The 23,959-nt window shown below is 44.3% G+C and carries 24 protein-coding genes; 12 read left to right on the forward strand and 12 right to left on the reverse strand.

Features of this window, described 5'->3' with window-relative positions:
• Positions 1-92 precede the first annotated feature (92 nt).
• Positions 93-2,138 carry a M13 family metallopeptidase gene (locus P3L47_RS12810; RefSeq protein WP_277781024.1) on the forward strand — a complete coding sequence of 682 codons (2,046 nt, stop codon included), beginning with the start codon at positions 93-95 and terminating at the stop codon, positions 2,136-2,138.
• Between the two features lie 84 nt (positions 2,139-2,222).
• Here P3L47_RS12810 and P3L47_RS12815 read toward each other — a convergent pair whose 3' ends face one another.
• The 6 genes from P3L47_RS12815 to P3L47_RS12840 form a co-directional block, all read right to left on the reverse strand.
• Positions 2,223-3,518 (reverse strand): NCS2 family permease, encoded by a 1,296-nt coding sequence (locus P3L47_RS12815; RefSeq protein ID WP_277781025.1) that lies wholly within the window; start codon positions 3,516-3,518, stop codon positions 2,223-2,225.
• 10 nt (positions 3,519-3,528) lie between these two features.
• Complete coding sequence (locus tag P3L47_RS12820) at positions 3,529-4,230, reverse strand: nucleoside-specific channel-forming Tsx family protein (RefSeq protein ID WP_277781026.1); 702 nt, start codon at positions 4,228-4,230, stop codon at positions 3,529-3,531.
• A gap of 83 nt (positions 4,231-4,313) precedes the next feature.
• Positions 4,314-5,261, reverse strand: a complete 948-nt coding sequence (locus tag P3L47_RS12825; protein ID WP_122360576.1) for a calcium/sodium antiporter — start codon at positions 5,259-5,261, stop codon at positions 4,314-4,316.
• A 201-nt stretch (positions 5,262-5,462) separates the two neighbouring features.
• Positions 5,463-5,669 carry a hypothetical protein gene (locus P3L47_RS12830; protein ID WP_122360575.1) on the reverse strand — a complete coding sequence of 69 codons (207 nt, stop codon included), beginning with the start codon at positions 5,667-5,669 and terminating at the stop codon, positions 5,463-5,465.
• Between the two features lie 39 nt (positions 5,670-5,708).
• On the reverse strand, positions 5,709-5,921 hold the full coding sequence (locus P3L47_RS12835) for a hypothetical protein (RefSeq protein WP_122360574.1): 213 nt from the start codon (positions 5,919-5,921) through the stop codon (positions 5,709-5,711).
• 186 nt (positions 5,922-6,107) lie between these two features.
• Positions 6,108-6,506, reverse strand: a complete 399-nt coding sequence (locus P3L47_RS12840) for a hypothetical protein (protein WP_122360573.1) — start codon at positions 6,504-6,506, stop codon at positions 6,108-6,110.
• An 88-nt stretch (positions 6,507-6,594) separates the two neighbouring features.
• Here P3L47_RS12840 and P3L47_RS12845 point away from each other — a divergent pair, with 88 nt between their 5' ends.
• Positions 6,595-7,509, forward strand: a complete 915-nt coding sequence (locus tag P3L47_RS12845) for a 1,4-dihydroxy-2-naphthoate polyprenyltransferase (RefSeq protein ID WP_277781027.1) — start codon at positions 6,595-6,597, stop codon at positions 7,507-7,509.
• Positions 7,510-7,940: 431 nt separating this feature from the next.
• Here P3L47_RS12845 and P3L47_RS12850 read toward each other — a convergent pair whose 3' ends face one another.
• The 6 genes from P3L47_RS12850 to P3L47_RS12875 form a co-directional block, all read right to left on the reverse strand.
• Positions 7,941-8,861 carry a DMT family transporter gene (locus tag P3L47_RS12850; RefSeq protein WP_277781028.1) on the reverse strand — a complete coding sequence of 307 codons (921 nt, stop codon included), beginning with the start codon at positions 8,859-8,861 and terminating at the stop codon, positions 7,941-7,943.
• A gap of 173 nt (positions 8,862-9,034) precedes the next feature.
• Positions 9,035-9,580 (reverse strand): DJ-1 family glyoxalase III, encoded by a 546-nt coding sequence (locus P3L47_RS12855; protein ID WP_277781029.1) that lies wholly within the window; start codon positions 9,578-9,580, stop codon positions 9,035-9,037.
• Between the two features lie 32 nt (positions 9,581-9,612).
• Positions 9,613-10,449, reverse strand: a complete 837-nt coding sequence (locus P3L47_RS12860) for an energy transducer TonB family protein (RefSeq protein ID WP_075556766.1) — start codon at positions 10,447-10,449, stop codon at positions 9,613-9,615.
• A gap of 5 nt (positions 10,450-10,454) precedes the next feature.
• Positions 10,455-10,865: an ExbD/TolR family protein gene (locus tag P3L47_RS12865; RefSeq protein ID WP_007658774.1), complete on the reverse strand. Its 411-nt coding sequence runs from the start codon at positions 10,863-10,865 to the stop codon at positions 10,455-10,457.
• A 79-nt stretch (positions 10,866-10,944) separates the two neighbouring features.
• A complete protein-coding gene (locus P3L47_RS12870) occupies positions 10,945-11,655 on the reverse strand; it encodes a MotA/TolQ/ExbB proton channel family protein (RefSeq protein WP_007658773.1) in 711 nt (236 codons plus the stop codon).
• 36 nt (positions 11,656-11,691) lie between these two features.
• Entirely contained in the window at positions 11,692-12,408 is a 717-nt protein-coding gene (locus P3L47_RS12875; RefSeq protein ID WP_122360569.1) for a pyridoxine 5'-phosphate synthase, read from the reverse strand.
• 85 nt (positions 12,409-12,493) lie between these two features.
• Between P3L47_RS12875 and P3L47_RS12880 the strand changes: the two genes are divergently transcribed.
• The 10 genes from P3L47_RS12880 to P3L47_RS12925 all read left to right on the forward strand — a co-directional run bounded on the left by P3L47_RS12880 (position 12,494) and on the right by P3L47_RS12925 (position 23,896).
• On the forward strand, positions 12,494-13,153 hold the full coding sequence (locus tag P3L47_RS12880; protein WP_122360568.1) for a CBS domain-containing protein: 660 nt from the start codon (positions 12,494-12,496) through the stop codon (positions 13,151-13,153).
• A gap of 87 nt (positions 13,154-13,240) precedes the next feature.
• Positions 13,241-14,116, forward strand: a complete 876-nt coding sequence (locus P3L47_RS12885) for an NAD kinase (protein WP_122360567.1) — start codon at positions 13,241-13,243, stop codon at positions 14,114-14,116.
• Positions 14,117-14,395: 279 nt separating this feature from the next.
• Positions 14,396-14,938: an FHA domain-containing protein gene (locus tag P3L47_RS12890; RefSeq protein WP_277781030.1), complete on the forward strand. Its 543-nt coding sequence runs from the start codon at positions 14,396-14,398 to the stop codon at positions 14,936-14,938.
• Between the two features lie 469 nt (positions 14,939-15,407).
• The gene (locus P3L47_RS12895; RefSeq protein ID WP_277781031.1) at positions 15,408-16,625 is read left to right on the forward strand and encodes an MFS transporter; all 1,218 of its coding nucleotides are present in this window, start codon (positions 15,408-15,410) and stop codon (positions 16,623-16,625) included.
• 72 nt (positions 16,626-16,697) lie between these two features.
• Entirely contained in the window at positions 16,698-18,131 is a 1,434-nt protein-coding gene (locus P3L47_RS12900) for a TolC family protein (RefSeq protein ID WP_277781032.1), read from the forward strand.
• Between the two features lie 31 nt (positions 18,132-18,162).
• Complete coding sequence (locus P3L47_RS12905) at positions 18,163-19,173, forward strand: HlyD family secretion protein (protein ID WP_277781033.1); 1,011 nt, start codon at positions 18,163-18,165, stop codon at positions 19,171-19,173.
• A gap of 11 nt (positions 19,174-19,184) precedes the next feature.
• Positions 19,185-20,378: an ABC transporter permease gene (locus P3L47_RS12910; protein WP_277781034.1), complete on the forward strand. Its 1,194-nt coding sequence runs from the start codon at positions 19,185-19,187 to the stop codon at positions 20,376-20,378.
• Entirely contained in the window at positions 20,362-21,546 is a 1,185-nt protein-coding gene (locus tag P3L47_RS12915) for an ABC transporter permease (protein WP_277781035.1), read from the forward strand. The genes P3L47_RS12910 and P3L47_RS12915 overlap by 17 nt, the downstream gene beginning before the upstream one ends.
• Positions 21,547-21,692: 146 nt before the next feature.
• Positions 21,693-23,426 carry a serine protease gene (locus P3L47_RS12920; RefSeq protein ID WP_277781036.1) on the forward strand — a complete coding sequence of 578 codons (1,734 nt, stop codon included), beginning with the start codon at positions 21,693-21,695 and terminating at the stop codon, positions 23,424-23,426.
• An 8-nt stretch (positions 23,427-23,434) separates the two neighbouring features.
• Positions 23,435-23,896: a hypothetical protein gene (locus tag P3L47_RS12925; RefSeq protein WP_277781037.1), complete on the forward strand. Its 462-nt coding sequence runs from the start codon at positions 23,435-23,437 to the stop codon at positions 23,894-23,896.
• The last annotated feature ends 63 nt before the right edge of the window (positions 23,897-23,959 follow it).

A 23,959-nucleotide genomic window follows, 5' to 3' on the forward strand; every position in this document is an offset into this window, starting at 1 on the left:
GTATAATAATAGTTCATATTGGACTAAAATCGGTTCTATTCTTCTGAATTTATGTACCTTTGCGGCATAATTCAAGTAAACGTTGAACAAAAATGAAGAAGTTAATAGTAATTCCGTTGGTAGCCGTCGGCATGATGGCAATGGCGGGGTGCAGTAAATCACCTGTGAAGGAAACTGCAAAAGTGGACGCCATCAATCTGGCAAATTTAGACACAACAGTCGCTCCCGGTACTGATTTTTATGAATATGCTTGCGGGGGATGGATCAAGAGTAATCCTCTGAAACCGGAATATTCACGTTTCGGAACATTCGATCAGTTGCGTGAAAACAACCAGGAGCAATTACGTACGCTTATCAATGAGCTGGGAACTACTTCGCAGGAAGCAGGAAGTGTAGCCCAGAAAATCGGAATGTTGTATGAAATGGGTATGGATAGCGTCAAGCTGAATAAGGATGGCCTGTCTCCTGTAAAAGAACAACTGGATGCTATCCAGCGTCTGGGAACAAAAGCTGATGTTGCTAAAATGGTCGCTGTTTTGCACAAAGAAGGAATGGCTCCATTCTTCGCTTTGTTTGTCGATGCGGATGAGAAGAACAGCTCGATGAATATCGTTCAATTGTATCAGGCTGGTTTAGGTATGGGTGACCGCGATTATTACCTGCTGGACGATGATGCGACTCTAAAAGTGCGTGATGCTTACAAACAATTTATCGGACAACTGTTTACATTGACTGGAGCATCTCCGGAGCAAGCCGATGCTGCTGTAAATGCAGTGATGAAGATCGAAACCGGTATTGCTGAAATCTCTTTCAGCCGTGAGGATTTACGCGATACGCAGAAAAACTATAATAAGATCAAACTGGATGAATTCAAGGCGAAGAATAATCCTTTGGACTGGGATGTCTATTTTGAGAGCATGGGTCTGATGGAAATAGAATATCTGGATGCCAAACAGCTTCCGTTCTATGAAGCATTGGGTGAATTCCTGAAAAACGTATCTATCGACGAACAAAAATATTATCTGGCATTTAACCTTCTGAATGCGGCAGCCCCTTATCTGAGTGATGATTTTGTAGCTGCTGAATTTGATTTTTACGGAAAGACAATGTCAGGAAAGCAGGAACAGCAACCTCGTTGGAAACGCTCCCTGTCTACAGTCAACGGTGCTTTGGGTGAAGCTGTCGGTCAGATGTATGTTGCAAAATATTTCCCGGCTTCGTCTAAAGAAAAGATGTTGGAGCTGGTCGGTAACTTGCAGAAAGCATTGTCCGAACGTATTGCCGGCCTTGAATGGATGAGTGATGAGACAAAGGCTAAAGCACAGGAAAAATTGTCTGCCTTTATCGTAAAGATCGGTTATCCGGATAAATGGCGTGATTATACGGCTCTGGAAATCAAAGACGACTCTTACTGGGCAAATGTTTGCCGTTCGAATATCTTCGAGATGGACTATATGTTGCAACAGGCAGGCAAGCCGGTTGACAAAGCCCGTTGGGGAATGACACCGCAGACAGTGAATGCCTATTACAACCCGACTACAAACGAAATCTGTTTCCCGGCAGCGATCCTTCAACCTCCTTTCTTTAATCCGGATGCCGACGATGCTGTCAATTATGGTGCTATCGGTGTCGTGATCGGTCATGAAATGACTCACGGATTCGATGACCAGGGACGTAACTATGATAAGGACGGTAACCTGACTGACTGGTGGACTGCCGAAGATGCCGTTCGTTTTACAGAACGTGCCGACCGTCTGGTACAGCAATATGATAATATCATTGTCATCGACAGCGTTCATGCCAATGGCCGCTATACCTTAGGTGAAAACATTGCCGACCAGGGTGGTTTGTTGGTATCTCATCTGGCTTATCTGAACTCATTGAAAGGAAAGGAAACTCCGGCTCCGATCGACGGGTTTACGAATGAACAGCGTTTCTACCTGGGATATGCAACCCTGTGGGGACAGAATATCCGTCCGGAAGAAATCCTGCGTCTGACGAAGATAGACCCGCACTCTTTGGGTAAATGGCGTGTGAATGCCGCTTTGCGTAATATCGATACATTCTATTCGGCTTTCGATATTAAAGAAAGTGATCCGATGTATATGATGCCGGCTGAACGCGTAGTGATTTGGTAATGCTGGAATACAGATAGTATATATAATGTATAAAGCGGGATAGTCGTTACGATTATCCCGCTTTTTTATACCTGAAACAGTTGTTCAGGCAAATATAAATTTCAAAAGGAACAGAGCTGCTAGTATATACATGGTAATACTTATATCCCTGTGTTTACCACAGAACAATTTGACCAATACATAGCAAAGTAATCCCAAGACCATCCCGTCTGCGATAGAGTAGGTGAGTACCATCATGATAATGGTGATGAAAGCCGGGAGTGCTTCGGATATATCATCCATATCGATCTTTGATACCGAGTCCATCATAAATACCCCGACAAGCACTAAAGCTCCGCTTGTTGCCGCACTGGGAATAAGCAGGAACAACGGAGCAAAGAACAAAGCCAGGATAAACAGCAATCCTGTTACCAGGGAGGTAAAACCGGAACGTCCTCCTTCAGCAATGCCCGAAGCACTTTCCACATAAGTGGTAATGGTTGAACTACCCATCATCGCCCCGATCGTTGTACCTATCGCATCAGACATCATCGCCTCTTTCACATGTGGAATATGTCCGTCTTTCCCCATGATCCCGGTTTTGGAAGCCAGGCCGACCAGTGTCCCTACCGTATCGAATATATTCATAAACAATAAGGTGAAAATAACGATCGCCATATCCAAAGTAAAGAACTCGGAGAAATCGAATTTGCAGAAAGTCGGCTCTATCGAATGAGGCATGGAGACTGGAAGAAAACCTTCCGGTATTTCCGTTACTCCCAGCGGTATCCCGGCCAACGTACAAATCAGGATACTGTAAAATAAAGCACCCTTCACCTTCTTTACAACCAGGATTCCGCTCAGTAGGATACCCGTCATTGCCAGGACGGAAGACGGCGTGAACTCCCCGAACATAACGAACGTTGCCGGATTCGGGGCAATGATCCCTGCATTTTTTAACCCTATAAAAGCGATAAACATACCGATCCCGACCGAGATGGCATATCGCAGGTTCATCGGGATGCTGTTGAGAATAATCTCCCGGATGTTCAGGAAAGTGATCAGGATAAATATCACCCCTTCGACAAACATCGCCGTCATTGCCGTCTGCCAGGAATACCCCATTCCCTGCACCAGGGTAAAAGCAAAAAATGCATTTAATGCCATACTCGGTGCCTGTGCAAACGGAAGTTTGGCCATAAAAGCCAACAGGAAAGTCGCAATAGCGGAAGCCAGTGCCGTTGCTGTGAAGACAGCCCCTTTGTCCATTCCGGTAGTGCCCAGGATAGAAGGGTTGACGGCCAGGATATAACTCATTGTCAGGAAGGTCGTTATTCCTGCGATCACTTCCGTACGGATTGTCATGGTCTGTTTGTCAAACCCTAATAGTTTTTGTATCATATATTTTGGATTAATCGAATGTCCACTTTATCGCCAGCGTCGGAATGGTATAAAAACCGTTGCGACCGCCGAAGTTATGACTCAGTTCCACTTCACTTCCGACACTCAGCTTGAACTTATCATCAACACCTTTCAGCTTGTTTAAGTTCACCCATATCTGCGGTTCGGAAAGGAAAATGAAGTTCCCGTGGTCGTTCTTCTCCCGCCACCAGTCGGCAAACCCGCTGAATGTGCACAACCCGTTTTTAGCAAAATGAACATACCAGGTACCCGTCAATTGGAAATTGTTCGGGCTACGATGTTTCTGGATATATTTGTACATAGGAGTAAAAGTAAACCCTTTGGAGAAATCCTTATTATTATATGTATAGGTGAAACCTCCTAGGTAGGCATTATTATAGGAAGCCCCTTTCATCAAACCTCCGTTATACTCTATATGGACGGAGAAAGGCGGTTGCCAGAAACTCAGTTCGCGGGCAATCTCCCAGTATGCCGAAGCAACTCCGCTGCTTTTGTAATCTATATCTACAAAAAAATAGGTGCTTCCCCATTTGTCAGGCTTGAACATTTCCACGGTGGAAGTCAGTGCCGGGCGACCGTCCAGATCCTTGTCATAGAGAGCACCTCCGAAATCATAGTGTAACTGAATGTTTTGCGCTTTCCCACAGAAAACGGCGAGCAATAAAATCGCCAGAGTAAAAAACTTTCTCATGCTGATCGTTTAAAATAAATATGTATGGAAGTCACAAAGGTATAAAAAAAGCAAGACCTTCAAAAAGTCCTGCTTTGAGATTCTCAGATCAGATCCCTGAGTAACCAGGCGAGATAACAGAGGTACACCACAATCAGTGCCCACCCTTCGGCACGCGATATTTTCTGTCCGCTTTTTACCAGCGGTAGCAGAAGCAGTGTTAACCCCAGCATGACCAGCAGGTCGACATAGTTTACGTTCTTTGCAACGATAGGTTTGACCATCGAACTGGTTCCTGCAATTGCCAGGATATTGAACAGGTTGGAACCAACGATATTTCCGATGGCAATATCCGGATTTTTCTTGAGTGCGGATACGACCGATGTTGCCAGTTCCGGCAGGCTTGTCCCGGCTGCAACGATAGTCAATCCGATCACCGCTTCGCTGACACCCAGTTCCTGGGCTATCGATACGGCATTATTGACCAGCAGGTTGGAAGCGAATATCAGAATAACCAGGCCACCTACGATATACATTACATCTTTATACCAGGCTTCAGGCTGTTTTTCCAGCTCTCCCGCCAGTTCTTCCACTTTCTTTTCATGCTTGCGTGAGTAATACAGACTGAAAATCGTATAAAGAATGATGCCGGCTAAGAACAGGCAACCTTCCAATCTTCCAAGCGTTCCGTTCCAGAACAGCAGGGTGAAAACAACAGTGGCTACGATCAGGATAGGAATGTCCAGGCGTGTAAGCTGGCGTTTGGCCTGCAATGGCTGGATAACGGCAGAAATACCGAGAATAGCTGCTATATTGAAAATGTTGGAGCCGATGATGTTACCGACTGATATATCCCCTTGGCCCGATAAGGTGGCATTCAGGCTGACCACCAGTTCCGGTGCGCTTGTTCCGAATGCAACGATCGTAAGACCGATCACCAGGTTTGATATCTTTGCTTTCAGGGCTAACTCAGAACTCCCTTTAACCAACCAGCCCGCTCCGATATAGAGAGCAAACAGTGAAAGAATTAATAATGTAACGCTTGTTATCATGGCCGCAAATTTACTAATCTTTTATTACAATGTCTGGCTTCCTGTTGTCCGATAATCAAAAGATTATCGTAACCAAGTAAACAGCAAGTTATTTTTTAGGCAGAAAAACGTACCTTGGATAACCCCGGATCACTACGGAGTAACAGCAGGAAGCTACTAGACATTTTAGTTAGGGTTGTTAGGAATATTCGTATTAGTGATTTAATATTCGTATTCTTCCTTTGGCTCTTTAGCCGCTTGTCTCAACTGTATGCCTCGAAGTACGACCATACAGATTGTTACAAACCCCAGTACTCCCATTGTTACATCTTTAGTGACTGCATTGTCAAAATCGGTTGTACCGATTAATACCAATATGATAAACGATACCATCATGACAGCGTCTACCAGGTCCTTATTTATCTTCATTTTATTAACTTATTAAAGGTTACTTTTGTTCAATTATTTTTACTTTTTTTCTTCGACAGCTGTTTCTTCAGTAGAATCGGTGCCGCTCAGGCCTTTCATAATACCGAACAAACCATATCCCAAAGCAAACATTACAACCAATAACTTAATATAGTCATTAGGAATGATGGAACTACAAGCTAATACGCAACCAATGATTGTGATAATAACCGACAGATAAATACGTGTTTTATTTGATTTTTTAGTAGACATAATATTTTAATTTTTAAATGGATAAATAAATGTAAAATTGCTTTTTTTGAACTGTTTCGTAGCAGCTGATAGTAACGTTATAGAACATAACATTCCCTTATCCTCTCTCAAGAGGAGAACAGTTACTTTCATCGCCCATAAGCCGAACCAGTCTGAATTCGATTAGACGGAGTTATCCTTTAAAAATTAAATAATGAGTTTCCGTAGGGCAAACACATGTTGTGCCGTACGGCAAAGAAGTGTAGACAAATTTATAGTTTGACATTCCGATACATTTTCCAACACTTTACGTTGTACATTCATTTCTTTCAGGCGGATATCCTGAAGAGCTTTCTCCGCTATTTTCAGCGTGCGTAAGTGAAATGTATTATTAGTCAGTTGAACCGTTCTGCGGGCATTCAGACCTTTGCTTTCTTTCAGGTCTGTACTTAATACATTGAGGTAGTATTGTACATCTGCAGAACTTTTTTCTTTCATGACAGCCTCTTTTTGAGACACAGCGATATCGTTGCTTTCGATCTCCTCTTGGGGAGAGAAAAGCAAGAAGCCGAAAAGCAGAGTCAGTATGAATAGAAAATTTTTCATGCTGCAAAGATATACGAATTCTTAATAAAAAAACAAATGATTGTGCTTTTTGTTTATACTTTTGTCCGTGAATTGTGAACGTGAAAAGATGGAACAGAAGAAGAGTCTTTTAAAATCATGGGTAGAGGCCGCGCGTCCTAAAACACTGCCGGCATCATTAAGTCCGGTGTTGTTAGCTTGTGTTTTAGCTTGGTGTGAAGGGGTATTCCGGTTGATACCTGCTATTTTGTGTTTTGGAGTGGCTTTGCTGGCACAGATTGCCAGTAATTTTGCTAATGATTATTTTGATTTTAAGAAAGGAGCGGACAGGGAGGACCGTTTAGGCCCTGAGCGTGCGGTGGCTCAGGGATGGATTACCCCTGGAACGATGCTGAAAGCTACGTTTATAACGTTAGGCTTTTCTTGTTTATGTGGTTGTATGCTTTTGTTTTATGCCGGCTGGGAGCTTATACCGGTCGGAATTGCCATTGCTCTTTGTGTGCTGGCCTATTCTGCCGGACCTTTTCCTTTGGCTTATAATGGGTTGGGAGATGTCTGTGTGATATTATTTTACGGGGTTATCCCACTATGTTTTACTTATTATGTGCAGGCAGGTTCTTTTTCCATGCTGTCTTTCCTGTTGTCGCTGTCGCTGGGATTACTTTCTACGAATATATTGGTAGTCAATAACTATAGGGATTATGTGCAGGACAAAGCTGCTCGCAAACGGACTACGATTGTGCTTTTCGGTCGTGGCTTCGGTCGGATCTTTTATCTGATGAATGGAATAGTAGCTTTTTTGTTGGCTATGCCTTTATTGTTTGAAGCTTCTACATGGGTGTTACTTCTTTTTGCAGCATTCTTTACCTTGTTTATTAAAACCTGGAGGGAGTTATACCATTTTGAGGGAAAAGAATTGAATAAGACGTTGGCACATACTGCCAGAAATGTTTTCCTCTTTACTTTACTACTGTCATTATTGTTGTTGTCTTTTTGGCTTCATCAACCGGAATATGTAGGTTAGTGTGTTGTTATTCAGATGATATATAGGTGACGCCGGAACTCTTTGGTGGCGTCACGGGTGGTTTTTTATTCTATAAATTGAAAAAGTCGATCTATATTGTATATAAGTATGAAAGTCATAGCTTTTAATAGCCTAATAAGTAATATATTATATATTCGACCTGGGGCAACTATGAATTTGACCTAGGTGAACCGTAGGTTTTACCCAGGTCGAATATGTAGTTGCCCCAGGTCGAAAGGTTAAAAGATAGTGAGTTTTATGTCAGAAAGCGCTAACTTTAAGTAAAGAAGTCGATAGGATATGACCTAAAAAGCATCAGAATATGGGTGACGCTGTTTTAATCATAGGTGTCACCTTTTAATAGGCTGGTAATTACTTGTTTATCTTAAATAAATAGGATGGTGACGCTGCTTGTGTAAAACTTAATGTTGTCATCTCCTGTAATGTAAGAGTTTTCTACGGGTTTCTTTCAGTCTTTTTTGTATGGTTTTTGACAAAATGATCATTGTGACAGCAATGATTATGAGAAGGATACCGATAGCCAGATTGAAAGTGAATGGTTCGCCGAACAGTAACACACCTACAAAAACAGCGGTGACAGGTTCCATTGCTCCGAGTACGGCTGTGAGTGTACCGCCGATATTGTGTACTGCCAGAACAAGCGTAATGTTGGAGATGACTGTCGGAACAATGGCAAGCAGTATCAGGTTGATAACCGACATAGCGTCGGGTATGGGTTGTATGCCTTCGTTGGTACTTGCTTTGATGGCGAACAGGAGGGTACTGACGATGAATACGTAGAAAGTCAGTTTCCTGCCGGTCATAGTATGTACCCTCGATTTGTTGACAGTGGTGATGTAAAGTGCATAACCGACGGCTGAAAGCAACACGATAAAAACGCCCAATGCACTCAGTTTCATTTCCCCTTCATTGATAGACAGACGGGCAACCCCGCAGATCGCCAGGCAAATCGCCATCAACGTGACCCATGATGTCTTTTCGCGGAAAAACACCAGCATGAGGAGGGTGACGAATATAGGATAGGTGAAATGTAATGTTGTAGCTATCCCTGCCGACATGAAATTATATCCCCAGAAAAGGAACATGGCGGATGCCGTGTAAAAGAAGCCGAGCAATATCAGTACGGGAATATCTTTTTTGTCGATACGCATGGATTCTTTTTTCACCGCCATGATACCGACAAGGGCAATCGATGCAAAAAGGAAACGGTAGAACAGGATCGAATCGAACTGCATCCCCTTCGCCATCAGCGGCAATGTAAATAATGGTATCAAACCGAATGTAGCCGAAGTGGCAATGCCGTATACGAATCCTTTCAAATTGCTGTTCATCTTTTTACCTTTTTCTGATTGCTAAAACGGCTGCAAATATACGAAAATATTAGGGAACGCAGATGACGCAGAATACACAGAAGCTCGCAGATATTTTATTTAAAAGAAAAAATTAATCTGCGTACCTCTGTGTATTCTGCGTCATCTGCGTTCCCTAATATAGTCTTTGTTTTTTATAACAGCAACCCAGCCGCCACTTCTTCAGCCACAGCTTCGCTCTTAATAGCTGCAACTAAGGCAAGGGCAAAGTTCATAACTAATCCGGGACCTTTGCCGGTAATCACATTGTCGGAAACTTCAACAGCTTCACCGGTTACATTAGCTCCGATCAGTTTCGGTTCGAAGCCCGGATAGCAGGTAGCGTTACGGTCTTTTAGCAATCCCAATCCGCCTAGTACCATCGGAGCTGCACAGATGGCGGCAACGATCTTTCCTTCACGGTATTGCTGCAACAGGGCTTCTTTTACCGGCTCCGAATCATTCAGGTTGGCTGCTCCGGGCATACCGCCGGGCAGTACAAGTGCATCGGCTCCGGCCAGGTCTGCTTTTCCCAGCGTTGTATCAGCGGTAACCGGAACATTATGTGCTCCTGTTACAACAGGATTGTCTGTGATGGAAACAGTTGTCACTTCGATACCTCCGCGGCGCAGGATATCGACTGTGCCCAGGGCTTCCATTTCTTCGAAGCCGTTGGCTAAAAATACAATTGCTTTCTTCATATTACCTCCTTTTTTAGTTGACAGTTGTCAACTTATTTAAGTTTATACACATAGGTTATCGTACCGCTCTGGTTGTTTGCCCCGTTGATGCTATTGAACTTAGCACGTTTGGCGGCATCCAACGCACTTTTACGCATGGAAGCGTTGTCGATGTTGGTACCTCTACCTATTTCTGTAAATATTACATTCCCTTTCGGGTCTACTGTAATGTTGATCACGATCTTTCCTTCTTCCTGGATCGTGTAAGCGGGGCGGGGCAAGCCTCCGGCTCCGATAGAACGACCGTTCAGGTTGAATGAACCGTATCCGCCTACGCCTTCGTTGGCTCCGTGGTCGGAGTTGCCGAACGGACTTCCCTGGTTACCTGTACCGCTTTCTGCATCGCCCTGGCTGTTTCCTTCAGCACCGCCGATACCGAATGCTCCGGCAACACGGTTGCTGATGGCCTGCTCTTTCTTGCGACGTTCTTCTTCCAGGCGTTTCTTTTCGGCCTCTTCCCGTTTGCGGCGATCCTCTTCCTCTTTCCGTTTACGCTCTTCTTCCTTCTTGCGTTGCTCTTCTTTCTTTTTAGCATCTGCTATGGCAACACTCTCTTCGATGTCCTGCGTGATCACTTCCTCTTTCGGTGTTTCTACCGGCGGAGTGGGTGGCGGTGGAGGAGTGGTCGTCTCCTGGGGCAGTTCCTGTCCGGTGTATTTAGGTTCGAAGGTACCGGCGGCGGAGTTTACATTCCCGAAGTTGACAAGGACACCCCCGTCTTCTTCCGGAATTTCCGTACGTAGTACCGTGAACAACAGGATCAGGAAGATCGCCAGGTGAAATGCGACCGAACCGGTTATACTGTATATGTCATCTTTGTTGAATTTCATATCTGTTATTTCTGCGCACGGGTGGCAAGCACCATCTTGAATTTGTTTTCGTTCGCTATGTTCAGGATCTTTACGATTTCTTTATAAGGAACTGTCTCGTCTGCATAAAGGGCGACGAACATTTCGGGCTCTTTTGCGTAACTGTCTTGCAGGAACGGGGTGATCTCGTCGAACGTGACCTGCGTTTCCCGCTGGTTACCGAATGCTACGTAGTAATTCAGGTTGGCATCGATGGTAACCCGCGTGAGCGGTTTGGCTGCCGTCTGCTTCTTCGCCTGCGGCAATGTTACCTTGATGGCATTCGGAATGACTACCGTAGAGGTGACCATAAAGAAGATCAGCAGCAGGAATATGACGTCGGTCATGGAGGCCATGCTGAAGGCTTCGTTTACTTTTGTTCTTCGTTTTAGTGCCATTTTGTAATTGATAATTGAAAATTGAAAGTTGAAAATTAGGTGTATGGATAATTTTCAATTTTCAATTTTCCATTTTTAATTAATTAGCCGGTTCGTTCAATAAATCCATAAATTCCATGGTGCGGGCTTCCATCTTGTTCACTACGTTATCGACCTGTGAAACCAGGTAGTTGTAAGCAAACAGGGTGATGATACCGACTACCAGACCGCCGACGGTGGTTACAAGTGCTTCGTAAATACCTCCGGACAATAAGGATACGTCAACGTTCGTTCCGGCATTCGCCATATCGAAGAAGGCGCGTACCATACCGGTTACCGTTCCGAGGAAACCCAACATAGGAGCTCCGGCAGCTGTCGTAGCGATCAGCGGAAAGCCTTTTTCGAGTTTCGCAATTTCCAGGTTACCCACGTTTTCGATGGCAACGAGTACATCGTTCATCGGGCGTCCCAGACGGGTGATACCCTTTTCGATCATACGGGCGGAAGGGGTGTTGGTGCTACGGCACAGGTTCAGCGCCGAGTCCACTTTCCCTTCGTGGATATAGTCTTTGATACGGTTCATGAAATTCTGATCTTCTTTACCCGCACGGCGGATAACTAATAAACGCTGGATGAAGATGTAGCCTGCCATTAGTGATAACAGCAATAGTACAACCATGATCCACCCTCCTTTGAATGCAAGGTCTATTACATTGATCTCTGCTTCAGTGGGGACTGTTACTGCCGTCAGATCCGGCATCTGCTCTGCTGTCTGTGCCCCTACTGCCTGTAGGGAAAGTAAAATACTCATAGATTTGTATACTTATTCGTTAATATTAGTTCGTTCTTATTGTTGCAAGCATGCTTTATATAATGAAATGGTCTCCTGCAATCCGTGATACAACGCGTCGCAGATCAGGGCATGACCGATGGAAACCTCTTCCAGCCAGGGTATGTTCTGACTGAACCACGCCAGGTTTTCCAGGCTCAGGTCGTGGCCCGCATTGACTCCCATTCCCAGATTCTTTGCCAGTTGTGCGGCAGCAACGAAAGGAGCGATGGCTTCTTCCTTGTTTACCGGGTAATTGGTCGCATAAGGCTCTGTGTACAGTTCGATGCGGTCGGTACCTGTTTTTGCCGCCAGTTCGATGTTGGCCAGGTCGGTTCCAACGAAGATAGAAGTGCGGATTCCCTGAGCCGTGAACGTATCGACCAGTTCACTCAACAAGTCGAAGTTAGCCTTTACATCCCAACCGGCATTGGAGGTGATGGCATCGGGTGCATCCGGAACCAGTGTCACCTGTGTCGGTTTTACTTTTAATACCAGGTCTATAAAATTGTTACAAGGATACCCTTCAATGTTAAATTCTGTCCTGATAAGAGGTTTCAACGCGTACACGTCACTGTATTTGATATGTCGTTCGTCCGGACGTGGATGGACTGTAATTCCTTGTGCACCGAAATTTTCGCAATCTTGAGCTACTTTTAAAATGTCAGGCATGTTACCTCCGCGTGCGTTACGGATGGTTGCAACCTTGTTAATGTTTACACTTAAATTTGTCATCGTATATCGTTATATCTTTTTTCTTTCATTACATTTGCACAAAAGTATCGGCAAATTTAGCAGAATTAAGGGAATTAACAGAATAATGTTGGTGAAAGATTTCATAACGAAGGAACTTCCCGTGTTAAAAAGTTTTGACACAGGGGAATACGCGTTGGCATTGATGGATGATTTTAAGTTAAAACATCTGCCTTTGTTGAGCGAGGGGATATACCGTTGCCTGATTTCGGAAAAGGATCTGATGGCTATGCCTGATCCTGCGGCAACGATTGGCGAGCCAGTTCTGTTTGCTCCCAGTGTGATGGAGAATACGCATATCCACGAGGCGCTTGCGCTGATCGCCCGCTACCAGTTGAGCCTGTTGCCGGTGGTCAGTCCGGAAGGGGAGTATCAGGGGGCGATTACAAGAGAGAAACTGATCGATATTCTTTCGGAATTGTGTAATGCCGAAACTTCGGGCAGTGTGTTTGTCCTGGAGGTGATGCCGCAGGATTATTCACTGACGGATATTGCCCGTTTGATCGAATCGAATAATGCGCATGTATTGAATCTGCTTTCGTACACGGATAAAGATACCGGAAGGTTACATCTTATTATTAAGATCGACCTGGAGGATGCTTCGCCGGTGATCCGTAGTTTCGAGCGTTTCAATTATACCGTCCTCTATTATTTCATGGAAAAAGGGATGGTGGATGATCTGTTGCAGCAGCGGATGAACGAGTTGTTGCATTATATGAACATTTAATAAATTGAAAATTGAGAATTGAGAATTGAAAATTAGTAATGTGTTCAGCTCTTAATTCTCAATTTTCAATTTTCAATTTTCAATTATATGAAGGTAGGTATTTTTGGCAGCGAGTATCAGGTCGAGAAACAAAGTCAGATAAAACGGTTGTTTGAAAAGCTGATATCGCAGGAGGCGGAGATCTATGTGGATGTCCGTTTTTATAATTTTCTGGCTGATGGCCTGAATTATGAACCTCCCATTGCAGGATTGCTGACGGACGATCATTTTGATCTCGATGTAGCTCTGAGCGTCGGTGGCGACGGTACGTTTCTGCGGACGGCGGCACGTGTGAACCGTCAGGATATCCCTATACTGGGTATTAATACCGGACGGCTGGGATTTCTTGCCGATGTGGGAGGTAATGATATAGAGGATACGCTGGACGAATTGTTCAAGAACTATTATAAGATAGAAGAACGCACGCTGTTGAGGCTTTATACGGAAGGGCGGGTATTTCGCGGTTACAATTATGCCTTGAATGAGATTGCGATCCTAAAGCGCGATACCTCTTCGATGATCACGATCCATACTTCCCTGAATGATGAATACCTGGCATCTTATCAGGCTGACGGTCTGTTGATCGCAACGCCGACAGGTTCGACTGCTTATTCCATGAGTGTGAACGGTCCGATCATCATTCCCCAAAGCAAAAATCTGGTACTGAGTCCTGTTGCGCCCCATTCCCTGAATGTGCGTCCGCTGATCATACCGGATAACTATACGATCACGCTAGGGGTAGAAAGTCGTAACAAATCCTTTCTGATCTCCCTGGACGGTCGTTCGGAAGTTTTTCCGGCAGGTATCCAGTTGACGATAACAAAAGCCGATTATACCACGAAGGTGATAAAAAGATATAATCATACCTTCTATCAGACACTTCGTGAGAAGCTGATGTGGGGAGCCGATGCAAGAATGAAGTAGCGTTAGAAGAGGTCAAACTGTTCTAGAAAGATGTTTTATAGCATGTATTTGTTAAACCTGGTTAAATAAATGAGATTTCCAAGTGAAATATTATGCTGCATAACATAAAACCTCTATATTTGCATCGTGTTTTTCATGGTATTAGATTTAAGGTTAACAATGAAGATTGGCTGTCCGTGATGGATAGCCTTTTTTTCGTTTATAGCCTATCGGTCTTTATATCCGTAGAAAAAACTTATCTTTGTACCCCTGTTAAACGTAAATGCTTCAAATAAAGATATGAAAAGAATATTCTGCCCCAAATGTGATAATCAGTTATCGTTCGATGAAACCAAATATCCGGATGGAAAGATTTTGGCTTTTGTATGTCCGCAATGCGGATCGCAGTTCAAGATAAAGCTGGGACGTAAGACGGTCCGTACGGAGTCCGGCCAGGAAAAAGAGGTGAAGGAACCTGATTTTTCTTGCGGTTATATTACTGTGATCGAAAATACGTTTGGTTTTAAACAGGAACTGCCGCTTGTGATGGGCGATAATATGATAGGACGAAGGAATAAAGATACGGAAGGTGTGGATGTGCCTATCATTACCAGTGATCCGAGTGTGGGACGCAAACATTGTATTATTAATGTAAAAGAAGATAAGCAGGGAAAATTGATTTATACCTTGCGTGATAATGAGAGTATGACCGGTACATTCCTTCGCAGTGTACTTTTAGGAAAAAAAGAACAGGTGCGTATCGGGGAAGGAGCTATTGTGACGATCGGTGCGACTACTTTTATACTTCATGTTCCGGGAGGGGAAGAAGAGGAAGATTTTTAAATTAAACTTAGATACTGCCCCGGAGTGAATGATCTCTTACATCAGGGCGATAAGGGAGATAGGGGGAATTGGCGTAGGTTTCGGGAGAGATGGATACAAGATTACCTTTCATCTCCGGCGCAGCTCTAAAGTTTAAATCTCATTATTCATGTTTTTTGTTTAGTTGTTCAACGATAAAACAACCATAAGGCTATTTAGCTCACGGCAATTTACGTAAAGAATCAAAAAGAACTGAAAGAAAAGTTTTGTTAAAAGAGTGCCGAACTGAAAGTCGGATTATGAAACATAGGTCTTGTGTGAAATGGATGGAAACAAATGTAAATGTTAATTGATAGATTTTTACAACTCCAAAAAGAAAGAAAATACACTATTCCCCGACAAATCCCCCTGTAAATAAAAAGTAGCGATATTAGCAATCCGTTGTTTTTATATGTAATTTTGCGGTCCAATCAGGCAATAAGGTTAACAAATGGGACAAAATAGAGTAGAACCGGTCAGTGGCATTACTTTCCGGATATTGGTAGCGTTAAGCATTTCACATTGTATAAATGATTCGTTGCAATCCGTCATAACAGCCGTTTATCCGTTATTTAAAGATGATTTAGCGTTGACATTTGCGCAGATCGGGTTGATCACGTTGGTATTTCAGTTAGCAGGATCTGTTTTTCAGCCGCTTACCGGATTATATTTTGACAAACGTCCGTCTCCTTGGTCATTACCTATCGGAATGACTTTTACGCTGATAGGGATGCTTTCACTTTCTGTGGTCAATAGTTTCCCCGGAATTTTATGTTCTGTAGCTTTGATTGGTGTGGGATCGTCCATATTCCATCCGGAGGCTTCCCGATTGACTTCTTTAGCATCAGGGGGAAAGAGAGGACTGGCACAATCGTTATTTCAGGTCGGGGGAAATCTGGGGGGATCGCTGGGACCGTTGCTCGTGGCTATTGTGGTAGCTCCTTACGGACGTAGTAACATTGCTTTTTTCTCTATCCTGGCTTTTATCGCTATTCTTGTCATGACATATGTGGGGCGCTGGTATAAAGGGCTGCTTTTACGGTTTAAACAGGAAGATATGGGGGTAGCCAGACGACATGTCGAAATGCCTTTGTCACTGGGAAAAACAATATTCTCCATTTCTATCTTGTTGATTCTTATCTTTTCCAAATATATTTATATGGCAAGTTTAAGCAGTTATTATACCTTTTATCTGATAGAGAAGTTTGGGGTCAGTGTTCAATCCTCCCAGTTGTTTTTATTTATTTTCCTGATAGCAACTGCTATTGGTACATTGATGGGAGGTCCTATAGGAGATAAAGTTGGACGTAAATATGTTATTTGGGCTTCCATTCTCGGGGCGGCTCCTTTTTCTTTGCTAATGCCTCACGTAGATAGTTTGTATCTGACTGCGGTTCTGAGTTTTTGTGTCGGTTTGGTTTTATCGTCTGCGTTTCCGGCTATTTTAGTGTATGCCCAAGAGTTATTACCTTATAAATTGGGACTTATCTCAGGTTTGTTCTTTGGCTTTTCTTTTGGAGTAGCAGGGATCGCTTCGGCTGTACTGGGTAATCTGGCGGACCATTATGGTATTGAGACGGTCTATAATGTTTGTGCCTATATGCCACTGATCGGACTGGTCACCTGGTTCTTGCCTGACTTAAAGAAAGCGACCCAAAAAGGAAGTTAGCCCGCTGAACAATCCCGGAGAAGGGGTTGTTATTAATCATAAATTTCGCTCAAACTAAATTTAAACGCATTTATGATTAATAACTTAACGCATTTCAGTATTGGCTTGCTGCTTCTTTTTCCTGCCGTGACTTCTGCTCAGACAACAACGATCGACCTCAGTCTGGAACAGTCGATGGAGTTGCTTCAAAAAGGAAACCGGAGTATTCGGATGGCAGGGAAGGAGGTTGAACTGGCAAAAAACGAGCATCAGAAACTTAACTCGTTCTGGTATCCGTCAGTGGGTGCAGCCGGTGCCTTTGTTCACATGTCGAATCCGGTCGAGGTTCGTCAGCCTTTGGACCAGTTTACCGATCCTGCCAAGGATTTTGTTCATTCCATTCTGCCCGACGACCAGTTTATCTCTTCCATTTTGGATAAAATCGGCCAAAATACACTGACACTTCCGCTTATTTCACAGAACATTACTTCTATCGACGCCAGTGTGACCTGGCCGGTCTTTACCGGAGGGAAGCGAATCTTCGCCAGTAAGATCGGAAAAACGATGGTCGGTATTGCTGAAGTGAACCGTGAACAGGTCAACGCCGACCAGCAATCGAAATTGATCGAATGTTATTTCGGTTTGCGTTTGGGCCAGCGGGTCTTAACGGTGAGGGAGGCTACTTATAATTCGTTGAAAACCCATTATGACCAGGCACTTAAACTGGAACAGAACGGGATGATCAACCGGGCGGAACGTCTTTTTGCCCAGGTGAGCATGGATGAAGCCAAACGCGAACTTGAATCGGCACGCAAAGACCTGGAAGTGGCACAACAGGCGTTGAAAAGCCTGATAGATATGGATGCAGACAAGGAGATCAGTACGACCACCGCTCTTTTTATCAATGAAAATATTCCTTCAGCCGATTATTTCAGGGAGTTGGTTCCGGTCAATAACTATATGGTAAATCAGTTAAAGTTACAGGAGAATATTGCCGGCAACGAGCTGAAGATCGGGCGTACCGGATACCTTCCTACTATTGCCTTGTTCGGAAAACAGACACTGTATTCGAATGGCGTAGATAAATATCTTATGCCCCGTACGATGATCGGGGTCGGTTTTACCTGGAATATTTTTGATGGTTTGAACCGGGAGAAGAAAATCCGGCAGGCACGACTGACCAGCCAGACATTGGCGATCGGGAAGGATAAAGCCGTTACCGAGTTGAAAGTCGGTGTCGATAAATACTATACTCAAATACAGAATGCACTCGATAATGTAAAGGCACTGAATACGACCTTGGAAATGAGTGAGGAACTGGTCCGTATCCGTCAGAAATCGTTCCAGGAGGGAATGGCTACTTCAACGGAAGTGGTCGATGCTGAAGTCATGCTCTCAAAAGTAAAGACAGCTTTCCTGCTCGCCTATTACCAGTATGATGTCGCATTGATCAACCTGCTGTCGATCTGCGGCATACCGGAATCGTTCCAGCAATATCGCCTGGAAGGGACAACAGAGATTATATAGAAAGAATCAACAATAAACACAAATAATAATTATGGACAAGACTAAAAAATACCTGACGATCTCCTTTGTTGTGGTGCTGATCGCCGTAATAATCATATCTGCCGTCGGCATGCTGTTGCTGAAAAAGAAGCCGGTTATCCTGCAGGGACAGATTGAAGCAACCGAAATACGAATCTCCGGCAAGTTGCCCGGTAGAATAGATACGTTCCTCGTAAAAGAAGGACAAAACGTGAAAGCGGGCGATACGCTTGTTATCATTAACAGCCCCGAAGCACAGGCTAAATACCAGCAGGTAAATGCCCTCGAAGATATTGCCAAATACCAGCATCAAAAGATAGACGACGGTACCCGCAAACAAATCATCGCCACTGTCGAACAACTCTGGAACAAAGCAAAATCAGACTTGCAACTGGCTAAAACGACCTACGACCGCATCCAGGCCCTTTATAAAGACAGCGTAGTCACTTCCCAGCGAAAAGACGAAGTGGAAGCCCTTTACAATGCTGCCGTAGCGAACGAACGTGCCTGCCATAGCCAATATGAGATGGCTCTTGACGGTGCGCAGATACAAGATAAGGAAAGCGCCCGCTCACTGGTAACTGCCGCTCAGGGAACCGTTAATGAAGTGGAAGCCCTTCTGCAGGATGCCCGCCTGGTGGCTCCCGAATCCGGTCAGATATCGACCATCTTCCCGAAACGCGGAGAGCTGGTCGGTGCAGGTATGCCGATCATGAATCTGGTGGTCATGGATGATGTGCATGTGGTACTGAATGTTCGCGAAGACCGCTTGCCTTTGTTTAAGATGGGCGGAACTTTCCGTGCCGATGTCCCGGCAATTGCCACAAACGATATTGAGTTCAAGATCAACTACGTCAGTCCTCTGGGTAGTTTTGCCACTTGGAAATCGACCAAGCAGACAGGCAGCTATGATTTGAGAACCTTCGAGATACACGCCCTTCCGGTAAAACCGGTTGACGGATTGCGTCCGGGCATGTCGGTGCTGGTGCGAATTGAAAATGGAGAATTGAAAATTGAAAATTAAGCATGATGAGCATGAAGAATTTTCAATTCTCAATTTTCAATTCTCCATTGGCTCGCGTTGTTCAACGCGAGCTACGCCGGATGGTTTCACGCAGGCTTTATTTCGGAGTCTGCATCGTGTTGCCGCTGTTTTGTATCTTTTTTATGTCTACGATCTTCGGTAACGGGCAGATGGAGAACATTCCGGTAGGTATTGTCGATCAGGACCAGACTGCTTTATCCCGTGAATTGACCCGTCAGGTCGAAGCTGTCCCGACTTTCCGTGTCACACATCATTATGCAGATGCCGAAACAGCCCGGAAAGCGACACAAGCCAAAGAAATATATGGCTATCTGGTTATCCCGAACCGTTTTGAAGAAGATGTGACGGGTGGGAGGCAGGCTACTTTATCTTATTACTATCATTATGCATTGCTAAGTGTCGGTGGAGAGGTCCGGGGAGCTTTTGAAAGTCTGCTGCGCACGTTTTCAATGGTTCCGATCGTGGTGCAGGCGACCGCTATGGGGATCAGTCAGAAAGAGGTATCCACTTTCCTGGTTCCTATCCAGGCACAGAACCATCCGTTGTTCAATCCGGATTTGGATTATTCAGTGTATCTGAGTAATCCGTTCTTCTTTATTTTCTTCCAGGTGATCATTTTGCTTACGACAGTCTATGCCGTGGGAAGTGAAATAAAGTTCCGTACCGGCGATGAATGGCTGGCAACGGCAAGGATGAACATGGTAACGGCTCTTTTTGGGAAATTACTTCCTTATACGATTATCTTTTCCCTGATGAGTATCCTGGGAAATTATGTCATGTTCGGTATAATGAATATTCCTTTCTCGTGCGGATTCTGGCCTTTGAATCTGACTTCGATCCTGTTTGTGATTGCTTCGCAGGCTTTGGCTGTATTCCTTTTTTCCCTCTTTCCGGCAATCAGTATCATTATCAGTATTGTGTCGATGGTCGGATCGTTAGGGGCAACCTTGTCGGGCGTAACCTTTCCGGCCCCATCTATGTATGCTCCGGTTTATTACACTTCGTTCCTATTTCCGGTACGTCATTTTGTGGAGATCAATCAGAATCTTTTGTACGGCGACTATGGGTTTGCCTATACCTGGTGGAATTTCAGTGCCTTATTCTGTTTCATCCTGGTAGCGTTCCTGATGGTGCCGCATTTAAAAAGAGCAATTTTAAGTCATAAGTATGAAAACATCAAATAACATAAAAGCAGGTCTGAGTAATATATCTTCCATCATCCTGAATGAGTTCAAGACCATTTCCGGTAGCTTTGCCATCGTTCTCGTGCTGATGGGAGGTATATTCATGTACGGTCTGCTATATAATTATATGTATGCTCCCGACGTGGTGCGTAATGTACCTGTCGTAGTGGTGGATAATTCGAAAACGGAGTTGAGCCGCGAATATATCCGCCTGCTGAATGCAACGCCCCAGGTCGATGTGATAGCCACCGGAGAGGATTTCCCTCAGGCGCAGGAACTGATGAAACGTGATGAGGCTGCCGGTATCCTGTATTTGCCCTACGACTTTACCGATCGGGTTTCGCGTGGTGACGAATCGATCTTTATCATGTATGAAACGACCAGTGCTTTCCTTTATTATCTGTCGATACAGGAAGCGTCGGCAGGTTCGATGCTGGCACTCAACGATCGTTTCCGTCCTGAGATGATAGTCTTTCTTCCAAGCAAGGATGCGGCACAACTTTCGGTTACCCAACCGATTAATGTGGCTGGGACTGCTTTGTACAATTATACGGAGGGGTACGGAACGTACCTGATACCTGCCGTGCTGATCGTCATTATGTTCCAGACGTTATTGATGGTGATCGGAATGGTCAGCGGGGAAGAACGTCAATTCCGGCTGTTGCAGGGAAATCGTCCTTCGTTCGGGCAGGCGGCAAGATTGGTGACCGGAAAGACGTTTGTCTATATGATGCTATATGCTATCTTTTCGCTATTCCTGTTGGGATTGATCCCGTTGATCTTCGACCTGCCGGATATAGGGGATGTGTTGAATATCACCATGTTGCTCATCCCATTCCTGATGGCGACCAGCTTCTTTGGCTTGGCGGCTTCCGTTTTCTTTACTGATTCGGATGCTCCTTTGTTGATGATCGCCTTTTTCTCCGTAGGATTGATTTTCCTTTCCGGTGTATCTTATCCTTTGGAACTGATGCCCTGGTACTGGAAATTATCGCATTTCCTGATCCCGGCTGCCCCGGCAACCCTGGCGTATGTCAAATTGAATTCGATGGGAGCTTCTATGGCTGAGATTCATACGGAGTATGTTACTTTGTGGATTCAATGCGCAGTATATTTTGGGTTAGCATGTTTAGCTTATCGCTATAATATAAGGAAAGCATATCATTGAAAGTGCCAATGATACGCTATGTGTCAATCGTCAGCTACTTAAACAGAACTATAACAGTAGCTGACGATAAATTTATACGCAGACAATATGTACAAAGACAATAAAGTATTACATTTGTCGGCATATCTGATAACATGAGAAAAGAAATGAAACAAACACTATTACTACTTATTTTAATTTGTTGCCACTTATTACCGGCAACTGCACAGAAGAACGCCGCTCCTAAATGGATGGAAAAAAGTAAAAAGGCCGTTGTTTTAATCACTACATACGGAAAAGACGGAACTAAACTGACTTCGGGGACAGGTATCTTTGTTTCCGAAACGGGAGATGTTCTCACCGCCTATGAACTGTTCGAAGGGGCGGAGAAGGCTACGGTGACGGACATGGAAGGAAAAACTTATCCGGTTACACATATTGTCGGTGCAGACGAGTTGTATGATGTCATAAAGGTAAAAGCGGAAACGCCTAAGAAAGTTCAGTTCTTACCTGTAGTAGCAGATCCGCTGGCAGTAGGGGCAGTTGCCTATTTGTTGCCTTATACAACAGAAAAGAAAGTCAGTTTCGAACAGGGAACGATCACGGAAGTGAGCAAGCTGAAAGATCCGTATAGTTACTACAAATTATCCATTCCGTTGGAAGACGCCCACGTAAATTCTCCGATATTGAATGCCGAGGGAGAGGTTTTCGGTTTGGCGCAGGCGGACGCTTCCGGAAAGAAGGATATATCGTATGCTGTTTCAGCATCTTATGTGAACAATTTGGCTATAACTTCTACCGATTTTCTAAATTCCGTATATAATAGTATAGCTATAAAGAAAGCGTGGCCGGCAGATGTGGAACAGGCTCAGGTTGCTTTGTTCCTGAAAAGCAGTACACAGGATGCCAAAACATATTTGGAAACATTGAACGATTTTATCGCGACTTTCCCGAATTCGGCAGACGGTTATCTGAACCGTGCCAGCCATTATGCCGGACGGCGTGCCGAGCTGGCTTCTACTCCGGCCGAACAGGAAAAATTTCTGAAACTGGCGTTGGATGATATTGGAACAGCCTCCAAATACAGTGATAAAAAAGGGGATGTTTATTACAACCAGGCGAAACTGATCTATAGCGTAGCTGTCACGGATACGACTTTGACTGACCCGGCGTGGACGGTACAGTCTGCTATGGAGACTATTCAGAAAGCTATCGGTGAAGAGGATCTTCCTGTTTATCATCAGTTAGCGGGAGATATTCATTTCTTCCTGAAAGAATATGACCAGGCTTATAATGAATACATGATCGTAAACAACAGTGACCTGGCATCGCCTACTTCTTACTATTGGGCGGCTAAGGCTAAAGAAAATACACCCGGATTCAATATCGGCGATGTAATTGCCCTGTTGGACGGTGCTGTAGAAAAGTGCGGGTTACCTCTTACTTCTGAAGCCGGTCAGTATATTTTGGAACGGATAGACTGGAAGCTTCGTTTGTCACAGTATGCCGAAGCAATAGAAGATTACAATTTGTATTATAAGGCAATGAACGGCAGTGTGGGTAGTGATTTCTATTTCTATCGCGAGCAGGCAAAGTTCCGTGCCGGAGATATGGATGGTGCACTGGCCGATATCAAAGAAGCTGTTCGCCTCAGTCCGGATATTCCTGATTACCGTGCAGAAGAAGCGTCTGTATATGTTCGTTTGAAAAATTATACGGAAGCGCTGACATGTATTGACGCGGCTTTGAAGGTGGCTCCGGATTTTGCTGCTTGTTATCGTCTGAAAGGTATCTGTTATGTGCGTATGGAAAAGAAAGCGGAAGCCTGCGAAGCATTGAACAAGGCAAAAGAACTGGGGGATCCGTTAGCAGAAAGACTGATAAAAGAACATTGTAAATAAGACCGGATATGAAGAGTGTGAAAAGTATTTTCATTATGGTAGTTGTTAGCTTTTGCCTGATCGGCACAAGCGGTTGTAAAGGCAAGTCTGGACAGGGAGGAGCGTCGGACAAAATTGAATCCCAGACAACGCTTCGGGCGACTCTCTTTGATAAATCGCTTCCCGAGATCAAAGAATTTGTTGATGGGAAATGGGAATTGATCAGCGGTCAGAATACCGGCCAGCTTTGTGAGTTCGAAAATACTTTCATCACATTTGACGGCGATAAATACATCTGGTCAGAAGACGGCAAAGACGAACCCGGTGATTTGAACTGGCGAAAAGCTGATACAGGCGCAGGATACGATGCTTATCTGATGGATGTCTTCTATGCTACCAATCCGGCTTATCCGTTGTCTATAAACGGCGATACCTTGTTTATCCAGGATTGTTCGGAGACGGCGTATAAATATATGTTGGTGCGACGATAGGTATAGATTCCCTAAAAACTCGTTTTAAACGAACCCTCACTTCGTTTAAAGCGAGTTTTTTTT

Origin of the sequence: Parabacteroides chongii (assembly GCF_029581355.1) — a bacterium.
In the GTDB taxonomy this organism is placed as follows: domain Bacteria; phylum Bacteroidota; class Bacteroidia; order Bacteroidales; family Tannerellaceae; genus Parabacteroides; species Parabacteroides chongii.

Excerpts from the sequence above, each read along its gene's own strand:
- P3L47_RS12865 (WP_007658774.1), bottom strand. The coding sequence starts at position 10,865 with ATGGCACTAAAACGAAGAACAAAAGTAAACGAAGCCTTCAGCATGGCC.
- P3L47_RS12815 (WP_277781025.1), bottom strand. The coding sequence starts at position 3,518 with ATGATACAAAAACTATTAGGGTTTGACAAACAGACCATGACAATCCGT.
- P3L47_RS12915 (WP_277781035.1), top strand. The coding sequence starts at position 20,362 with ATGAAAACATCAAATAACATAAAAGCAGGTCTGAGTAATATATCTTCC.
- P3L47_RS12810 (WP_277781024.1), top strand. The coding sequence starts at position 93 with ATGAAGAAGTTAATAGTAATTCCGTTGGTAGCCGTCGGCATGATGGCA.
- P3L47_RS12830 (WP_122360575.1), bottom strand. The coding sequence starts at position 5,669 with ATGAAGATAAATAAGGACCTGGTAGACGCTGTCATGATGGTATCGTTT.
- P3L47_RS12835 (WP_122360574.1), bottom strand. The coding sequence starts at position 5,921 with ATGTCTACTAAAAAATCAAATAAAACACGTATTTATCTGTCGGTTATT.
- P3L47_RS12925 (WP_277781037.1), top strand. The coding sequence starts at position 23,435 with ATGAAGAGTGTGAAAAGTATTTTCATTATGGTAGTTGTTAGCTTTTGC.
- P3L47_RS12875 (WP_122360569.1), bottom strand. The coding sequence starts at position 12,408 with ATGACAAATTTAAGTGTAAACATTAACAAGGTTGCAACCATCCGTAAC.
- P3L47_RS12825 (WP_122360576.1), bottom strand. The coding sequence starts at position 5,261 with ATGATAACAAGCGTTACATTATTAATTCTTTCACTGTTTGCTCTCTAT.
- P3L47_RS12870 (WP_007658773.1), bottom strand. The coding sequence starts at position 11,655 with ATGAGTATTTTACTTTCCCTACAGGCAGTAGGGGCACAGACAGCAGAG.
- P3L47_RS12860 (WP_075556766.1), bottom strand. The coding sequence starts at position 10,449 with ATGAAATTCAACAAAGATGACATATACAGTATAACCGGTTCGGTCGCA.
- P3L47_RS12855 (WP_277781029.1), bottom strand. The coding sequence starts at position 9,580 with ATGAAGAAAGCAATTGTATTTTTAGCCAACGGCTTCGAAGAAATGGAA.
- P3L47_RS12820 (WP_277781026.1), bottom strand. The coding sequence starts at position 4,230 with ATGAGAAAGTTTTTTACTCTGGCGATTTTATTGCTCGCCGTTTTCTGT.
- P3L47_RS12850 (WP_277781028.1), bottom strand. The coding sequence starts at position 8,861 with ATGAACAGCAATTTGAAAGGATTCGTATACGGCATTGCCACTTCGGCT.
- P3L47_RS12920 (WP_277781036.1), top strand. The coding sequence starts at position 21,693 with ATGAAACAAACACTATTACTACTTATTTTAATTTGTTGCCACTTATTA.
- P3L47_RS12900 (WP_277781032.1), top strand. The coding sequence starts at position 16,698 with ATGATTAATAACTTAACGCATTTCAGTATTGGCTTGCTGCTTCTTTTT.
- P3L47_RS12840 (WP_122360573.1), bottom strand. The coding sequence starts at position 6,506 with ATGAAAAATTTTCTATTCATACTGACTCTGCTTTTCGGCTTCTTGCTT.
- P3L47_RS12895 (WP_277781031.1), top strand. The coding sequence starts at position 15,408 with ATGGGACAAAATAGAGTAGAACCGGTCAGTGGCATTACTTTCCGGATA.
- P3L47_RS12845 (WP_277781027.1), top strand. The coding sequence starts at position 6,595 with ATGGAACAGAAGAAGAGTCTTTTAAAATCATGGGTAGAGGCCGCGCGT.
- P3L47_RS12905 (WP_277781033.1), top strand. The coding sequence starts at position 18,163 with ATGGACAAGACTAAAAAATACCTGACGATCTCCTTTGTTGTGGTGCTG.
- P3L47_RS12885 (WP_122360567.1), top strand. The coding sequence starts at position 13,241 with ATGAAGGTAGGTATTTTTGGCAGCGAGTATCAGGTCGAGAAACAAAGT.
- P3L47_RS12880 (WP_122360568.1), top strand. The coding sequence starts at position 12,494 with ATGTTGGTGAAAGATTTCATAACGAAGGAACTTCCCGTGTTAAAAAGT.
- P3L47_RS12910 (WP_277781034.1), top strand. The coding sequence starts at position 19,185 with ATGAAGAATTTTCAATTCTCAATTTTCAATTCTCCATTGGCTCGCGTT.
- P3L47_RS12890 (WP_277781030.1), top strand. The coding sequence starts at position 14,396 with ATGAAAAGAATATTCTGCCCCAAATGTGATAATCAGTTATCGTTCGAT.